The following is a 7,893-nucleotide window of genomic DNA, read 5'->3' as shown; positions in this document are numbered from 1 at the left end:
TTTCTCTATTTCTTTTTTTACTTATGACATTGTACCAAATGATGTTTAATTCTTCTGTTTAACTTGTACAGTTTTTATACTAACATCAATATTTATATTATTATACTGTGGTTTGGAAAAATAAAAAATTGTATTTCATCAACGTTTCATAAATGGTGTGTATAATATTATTGAAAGTAGTTATAAAAGGCTTTTGTTTAAAAAATAAAGGAGGATAAAATTATGGGAAAAAAGTAGCCAGAGGTGCATTCCTATTACTTACGTTATGTTTGAGCTTAAGTACAGTTGGGTGTAAAAAAAGTAATGAAAGCAATAAAATTAAAGAAGGACAATCAATAAGTTCTGAAGAGAAGGGTACGTCAACTAACAAAAAGGATAAAAATGCAACATTTAAGCCATCAGATTATACTTTAAAAACAAAAAAAGAATATGTTTATGAATATTTAGGTCTTAAATTTGAACTTTCAAATAAATTTAAAAAGTATATGAATGATAAAAAGATAGCGATGTTAGATGATCAAAGTCCTATAGATAAGGAATTAAAATATGCTTTTTTAACTTTTAATAAAATGACTAAAGAGCAAAAAAAAGCAATTGTTAATAAAAAGGAAGGTGGTTATGAAAAATGGGAAAATGGGCTTAAAAGAATTGGAACTATTGGTATCTTTGAAAAAAATACATTAGAAGAAAAAATATCTAAAATGACAAAATGTGATACTCATACTAAAATAGGAGTTTCAAGTGATGGAAAATACGATTGCTATTTTAGTACAAACAGCGGATCTGAAATTAAACTTCTGAATGAATTTAAAAAAACTGAGATTCAAATTATAGAAAAAAAAGAACGTCCTAAAAACGGTTTTGTTCTATCAGAAAAAACTGATTTAGAAAATACAGAAGCATTTAAAAAATAATCAGTTAGGAATTTACGTAAACTATTACTAAAAGACATAAATGGTTAGGATTTTACAAGTAAATATTTTGAGAAGTATGGTAAACGTATTTACAATTTAGCGTAAAGTTTGTGTAAAAGAGATTCCAAATTTAGTTGAGGTTTAGAACGAAATAAAAATTAAATGTTTTAATATTGTTAGTGTTGTTACAGATAATGTTGATGATAACGGTGAAAACAAGTGAGTAATTGAAAAAGAATTAACAAAAATAAAAAATAAGTAAATGTAAAGTGATGAATGGTATATGGTTAATTAGTTTTAAAAAAGCCGTAATTTCTCTTTAGTAATTGTCTTTATTAATATGACTATGACTTACTATGGATATGGTCATGGAGCGAATAGAGTTGAATTGGAGAAGGTAATAAGAATTTGCTTGGAGTGTGTTGGAATTGGATAGAATTAAAAAAATTGAGACATTTAAGCTTGATAAGAATTTGAGAAAATTGAAATATATAATATCGATTGTATTTGTAATAATACTTCCTCTATTTTTAGTTGATCTTTTAGGACAAGGGTCTCCATATTTTTGTAAGCTTATTAGTCCAATTGGTATGCTTGGACTTTGGGAGCTATTTATTCAGTTATTAGCCCAATTTCAGTATTCAGATATAGACTAGACGAAGAAAAGTGCATAATGTGAAAAAGTTTGCCAAATGAATATAGATCCAGTTGAAAATTATAATCATCTAGAATGCATCAGATGTGGACGATGCAAAAATGCTTGTCCTGTGGATACAATTAGTTGTGGAATAAAAAAATAGAGAGGAGCTTATTAAAAAAGTGATAAAAAACGCAATAGCATACATTACAAGAAAAAAAAATAGAACATTTATTATTTTTGTTATTTTAACAATAGTTCTTTCTTGTTTGTATTCTTGTTTAACAATAATGAAATCAAGCAATGAAATAGAAAAGACTTTATACGAAAGTTCTAATTCTTCAATATCAATAACAAAAAAAGATGGTAAATATTTTAATGTTAATCAATTTAAGGATATTGAAAAATTAAAAGAAATTGAAGAAATAATAATTCAATATGATGGATTAGCAAAACTAAAAGGTGCTAAAGTAGTTAGTGGAGAGCAAAAAATAAATAGAGAAGATTTATCTGATAAATTTAAGAATGTTGTTTCACTCGAAGCTACAAATAATACTAAAAGAAACATTTTATTTAATAGTGAAGTATTTACAATTAAAGAAGGTAAAAATATAGAGAAAAATGATAAAAACTCAATTATTGTTCATGAAGAATTCGCTAAACAAAACAATCTAAAATTAGGTGATGAAGTTGATCTTGAATTACTAGATACTGAAAAAAGTGGAAAAATAAAGAGTCATAAATTTGAAATTATAGGAATATTTTCTGGTAAAAAACAGGAAACATATACAGGTCTATCTTCTGATTTTAGTGAAAACATGGTTTTTGTGGATTATTCAACAAGCCAAGAGATATTAAATAACTTAGAAAATAATAAAATTGCAAATAAAATTTTAATGTATTCTGGTAGTTTAGAATCTACAAACTTAGTCTTAAATAAATTGAAAGAGCTTAAAATTGATGAATCAAAGTATTCCATTGAAAAAGATTCTAATGTATTTGAAGAATCTTTAGAGTCAGTAAGTGGAATAAAACATATAATAAAAGTAATGACTTATTCTATTATGTTAGGAGGAATGATTGTTCTTTCATTAATCTTAGTTCTATGGTTAAGAGAAAGAGTTTATGAAATAGGTATATTTTTATCTATTGGAACATCTAAGATGCAAATTATAATGCAATTTATATTCGAGTTAATATTCATATCGATGCCAAGTATAATATCTTCCTTACTTTTAGGAAATGTGTTACTAAAAGTAATTGTAGATGGATTCATTAACTCAGAGGATTCAATAATTTCCGGTGGAAGTTTAATAAATAATAGTGGTTTTATGTTAAATATAGTAGCACTTGGACAAAGTTATTTAATATTAATAAGTATTATTGTTTTATCAGTTGTATTTGCTTCTTCATTAATATTAATCAAGAAGCCTAAAGAAATATTATCAAAAATAAGTTAGGAGAAAATAATGGATATATTAGAAATAAAGAATGTGGCATATAGTTATGTAAATTCTAAAGAAAAAGTTTTGTCAGGAGTAAATCAAAAATTTGAACTTGGGAAGTTTTATGCGATCGTAGGAAAGTCAGGGACAGGAAAAACTACACTTCTTTCCTTACTTGCTGGACTTGATAAACCTAAAACAGGAAAAATATTGTTTAAGAATGAAGATATACAAAAGAAAGGATATAACAATCATAGAAAAAATAATATATCTTTAGTATTTCAAAACTACAATTTGATAGATTATTTAACACCGATTGAAAATATTAGATTAGTAAACAAATCAGCAGATGAAAGTATCTTGTTTGAGCTAGGTTTAGATAAAAAACAAATAAAAAGAAATGTTATGAAATTATCTGGTGGACAGCAACAAAGAGTAGCTATTGCTAGAGCATTGGTATCAAATGCGCCAATAATACTAGCTGATGAACCTACTGGTAATTTAGACAGTGTTACTGCTGGAGAAATAATTGATATATTAAAGACGTTGGCTAAAGACAAAAATAAATGTGTAATAGTTGTAACACATAGTAAGGAAGTAGCAGATTCTGCGGATATTATTTTAGAACTAAGTGGTAAAAATTTGAAAAAAGTAAATAAAATGAATTTGGAGGTTGAATAATGGTAAAAAATGCATTTGCTTATGTAACTAGAAAAAGCTTAAAATCATTAATTATTATGTTAGTTATTTTATCTATGTCAATTTTAAGTTTTATTAGTTTATCTATTAAAGATGCTACGGACAGAGCTTCAAAAGAAACATTGGCTAATATAACAAATAGTTTTTCTATGGAGATAAATAGACAAGTTAATCCAGGAACACCTAGAGGTGGGGGAAATGTAAAAGGTGAAGATATTAAAAAGATATCTCAAACAGATAGTGTAGAATCCTATGTAAAAAGAATAAACAGTGTTGCAGATTTAGTTGATTATGATATTATTGAAACTCAAGAGACTCTTGCGAATCAATCGCCTGAAAGAGCGAAGAATTTCAAAAGAACAGTTATGTTAACTGGGGTTAATGACTCATCAAAAGAAACAAAATTTGTATCAGAAGCATATAAATTAGTAGAAGGAAAGCATTTAGAAAATGAAGATAAAAATAAAATCTTAATGCATAAAGATTTAGCTAAAAAAAATAATCTTAAAGTTGGAGATAAGATAAAATTAAAATCTAATTTATTTGACGCTGATAATGAAAAAGGTGCAGATGAAACAGTAGAAGTAGAAATTAAAGGTCTATTCGATGGGCATAATAGTGGTGGAGTAAGTGCAGCACAGGAACTATACGAAAATACATTAATCACTGATATTGATACGGCCGCTAAAGTTTATGGTAATACAGAAGATACAGCTGTATACCAAGATGCAACATTCTTTGTAAAAGGTGATAAGAATCTTGATAGTGTCATAAAAGATCTTGGGAAATTAGATATAAATTGGAGAGAATATAATTTGATTAAAAGTTCATCAAATTACCCTGCATTACAACAATCTATATCAGGTATCTACTCAATTTCAAATAAATTATTTGTAGGTTCATTAATATTTGCAGGAGTTGTAGTTTCATTATTACTATTCTTATGGATGAATGCTAGAAAGAAAGAAATAGCAGTATTACTATCATTAGGTATATCAAAATTAGAAATTTTTGGTCAATTCCTAATTGAGATGATATTTATATCAATCCCCGCATTCGTTGGTTCTTATTTCTTAGCTCAATACACAGCTAGCAAACTTGGAAATAATATATTGAATAAAGTTACTGGTGATATAGCTAAACAAATAGCTAGACAATCTGCATCTAGCCAATTAGGTGGTGGGGCAGAAGCTGAAGGATTTAATAAGACATTATCAAGTTTAGATATAAATGTAGTACCTAAGTTCATAATTTATGTAGTTATATTTATGAGTTTAATACTACTTGTTTCATTGATTGTTTCTTCATTCAATATATTAAGAAAAAACCCAAAAGAATTATTAATTGACGATAATTAAAAGTTTTGGTGCTTTCTAGCACCGAAATTTTTTTACTTTTAAATATCAAATAATATTCTGTATAATATAAGTGTATAGGCTTAAGAGGAGGTATTTATGAAAATATTAATTGTTGAAGATGATAATATGATCAGAGAGGGAATAAGTGAATATCTTTTGGAATTTGGATATACTGTTATTCAAGCTAAAGATGGAATAGAAGCTTTGTCAAAATTTAATAACGCTATAAATTTGGTTATCTTAGATATTCAGATACCTTTTATAAATGGTTTAGAAGTGTTGAAAGAAATTAGAAAGAAAAGCAATTTACCAATTCTAATCTTGACTGCATTTAGTGATGAAGAATATAAAATTGATGCATTTACTAATTTAGCAGATGGATATGTAGAAAAGCCATTTTCATTGCCAGTCTTAAAGGTTAGAATAGATTCTTTGATTAAGAAGAATTATGGACATTTAGAGACGTTTGAATATAAGGATTTATCGGTTAACTTTAATAGCTATACAGCTAAAATAAATGATGAAGAAATAGATGTAAATGCAAAAGAACTAGATGTATTAAAGTGTCTATTGGATAATAATGGACAAGTATTAACTAGAATGCAAATTATTGATTATGTATGGAAAGATAGCGAAGAAATTCCTTACGATCGAGTAATAGACGTATACATAAAAGAACTTAGAAAAAAATTACAATTAGACTGCATAACCACTATAAGAAATGTGGGATATAAATTGGAGATAAAATGAGAAAATGAAAAAATTAAAGATATTTCCCAAAATGTTCATACAAATATTTTCTGTTCTTGGAATAATAATTATATTAGTTCATTTATTAGTTTTCTTTATTTTTCCTAAAACATATTTGGAGACCAGAAAAGAAGAGGTCTATAATAAAGCAAATGAAATTTCCAGTATTATGAATGGAAAAGAAATAAAATATATAGAACAAACCTTGGAACTTTATTCTAAAAGTAGCGAAATAAAGGCATTTATAAAAGAAAGAAATAATAATAATAATGAAATAAAAATCAAAGATAATATAGATACTAATTTAGAAAGTAATAGTAATTCTTTGATAATTGAAGAAAGAGAAATAAAGCTTAATGATGGTAAAAAAACATATCTACAATTTGTCTCTACAGCTGATATGCAAAAAGATGCAAAAGATTTAAGTCTTAAATTTTTACCATATTCTTTGTTAATATCAATTTTATTTTCTTCTATTATTTCTTTAATTTATGCAAAATTAATAAAAAACAATGTACAAGAAATACAAATTGTTACTGATAAAATGATGAAACTTGATAAAAAAATACGTTTAGAAGTTAGCTCTAATGATGAAGTTGGAGAATTAAAACAACAAATTAATGATTTGTATTCTACTTTATTAAGAACAATTGACGATTTAGAATTTAAAAATAAAGAAATTTTAAAATTAGAAAAGTTAAAATATGACTTTTTTAAAGGTGCATCCCATGAACTTAAAACTCCTCTTGCTAGTCTTAAAATAATACTGGAAAACATGAAATACAATATTGGAAAATATAAAGAAAAAGATATTTATATTAATGAATGCATTGAAATCGTTGATAGTTTAACAAAAAATATTTCTCAAATATTATCAGTTCATTCTATAGAAAATTTGAATAATGATGAAGAATATTTGAAAATAAATGATACATTAGAAGATGTATTAAAAAAGTATGAAATATTAGCACATCAAAAGAAAATAACTGTCAATAATTATATATTAGATGAGAATGTTTATATAGGAAAAACAGCTTTAAAGATTATTTTATCTAATTTGATTAGTAATGCGGTAAAATATACTGATGTAAATGGGGTAATTAATATTGGGATGGTTAATGATTGGTTATATATAGAAAATTCATACGGTAACAATAAAATTTCGAATATGGATGAAATATTTGATGTTAAATTTGATTTAAATAAGGAAAATAGTAATGGATTAGGTTTATATATTGTAAGTAATATTCTGAATAATTACAATATAGAATATAAAGCATTGCAGGATGAAGAATTTTTTATCTTTAAAATTAAAATATTATCTTAAGTAAGATATAATTTTACAATAGTTATTGAAAAATAGAGACTTATTATTAATTGTGGAAATAAAAACTTTTTTCTTATTAAAAGTGAAAAGAAAATAATTGATAAATGATTATTCCACTCTAATTGATCACTTATTCCGATAGACTTGATCAACTGCTATTTTTCATTAAATTCCGATGGGGCGGATCAATCATTACGATGAACCTGACCATCTAAAAGTTTTGGTTATTAGATATCAGCTAAAGCACTTATACAAATGTTTACTAAGTTATCCTGTACTCATAAATTGAAAACATAGACTTGCTGAGTTGAATGTTACGCTAGAAAAGTCCTTTCAATACGTTGAATAAGTCCACTTTACCAAAATATTGAATATGTTTATAAAGTCAAAAGGATTTAATATATTCTTCTTGCAATATTTTCTATATTAAAAATTTGATAGGGACTGTTTATTTTAATATTCTCAAAAAATTAAATAGATAAATAATAAATATGGGAAAAAACGCATAAAATTGTATGCTATCATACCATCAAGTTATAAATAGATGTGTTCAAAATATTAAAGCATTTATTGTAGCTTAGGTAAACTAAACTCAATCGGTTCAGTTTGCTATCTAAAGTAGTTAATTATTAATGAATAGGTACAAGCTCGTTTTTTAATACTTCTTTAAATTTTTATTACATATAAACCTTATTCATTAAAATATTTATAGAAGGTGATACAACACAAAATAATGAAAGCTTTTAGATTTTAATAGCAATCT

Annotated in this window: 7 protein-coding genes and 1 pseudogene; all 8 read left to right on the top strand. The window is 25.5% G+C overall.

Annotated features, from left to right (window positions below; translation table 11 throughout):
- Positions 1-269: 269 nt before the first annotated feature.
- The 8 genes and pseudogenes from RDX53_RS13390 (at position 270) to RDX53_RS13355 (ending at position 7,130) form a co-directional block, all read left to right on the top strand.
- A complete protein-coding gene (locus tag RDX53_RS13390) occupies positions 270-914 on the top strand; it encodes a hypothetical protein (protein ID WP_307994329.1) in 645 nt (214 codons plus the stop codon).
- Between the two features lie 340 nt (positions 915-1,254).
- Entirely contained in the window at positions 1,255-1,350 is a 96-nt protein-coding gene (locus RDX53_RS13385; RefSeq protein WP_307994328.1) for a CD1871A family CXXC motif-containing protein, read from the top strand.
- 4 nt (positions 1,351-1,354) lie between these two features.
- A pseudogene (locus tag RDX53_RS14145) lies at positions 1,355-1,714 on the top strand (4Fe-4S binding protein); the annotation flags it as partial.
- 19 nt (positions 1,715-1,733) lie between these two features.
- On the top strand, positions 1,734-3,011 hold the full coding sequence (locus tag RDX53_RS13375) for an ABC transporter permease (RefSeq protein ID WP_175301936.1): 1,278 nt from the start codon (positions 1,734-1,736) through the stop codon (positions 3,009-3,011).
- Between the two features lie 9 nt (positions 3,012-3,020).
- On the top strand, positions 3,021-3,677 hold the full coding sequence (locus RDX53_RS13370) for an ABC transporter ATP-binding protein (RefSeq protein WP_032089901.1): 657 nt from the start codon (positions 3,021-3,023) through the stop codon (positions 3,675-3,677).
- Positions 3,677-5,053, top strand: a complete 1,377-nt coding sequence (locus tag RDX53_RS13365) for an ABC transporter permease (protein WP_032089902.1) — start codon at positions 3,677-3,679, stop codon at positions 5,051-5,053. The genes RDX53_RS13370 and RDX53_RS13365 overlap by 1 nt, the downstream gene beginning before the upstream one ends.
- Positions 5,054-5,149: 96 nt before the next feature.
- A complete protein-coding gene (locus tag RDX53_RS13360) occupies positions 5,150-5,803 on the top strand; it encodes a response regulator transcription factor (RefSeq protein WP_175301937.1) in 654 nt (217 codons plus the stop codon).
- A gap of 4 nt (positions 5,804-5,807) precedes the next feature.
- Positions 5,808-7,130: a histidine kinase dimerization/phospho-acceptor domain-containing protein gene (locus tag RDX53_RS13355; RefSeq protein ID WP_147580812.1), complete on the top strand. Its 1,323-nt coding sequence runs from the start codon at positions 5,808-5,810 to the stop codon at positions 7,128-7,130.
- Positions 7,131-7,893 lie beyond the last annotated feature (763 nt).

Origin of the sequence: uncultured Intestinibacter sp., assembly GCF_902468165.1 — a bacterium.
Taxonomy (GTDB): Bacteria; Bacillota; Clostridia; order Peptostreptococcales; family Peptostreptococcaceae; genus Intestinibacter.
Note: the sequence above shows the minus strand (reverse complement) of the source record. Positions and strands in the feature narration are given on the sequence as shown.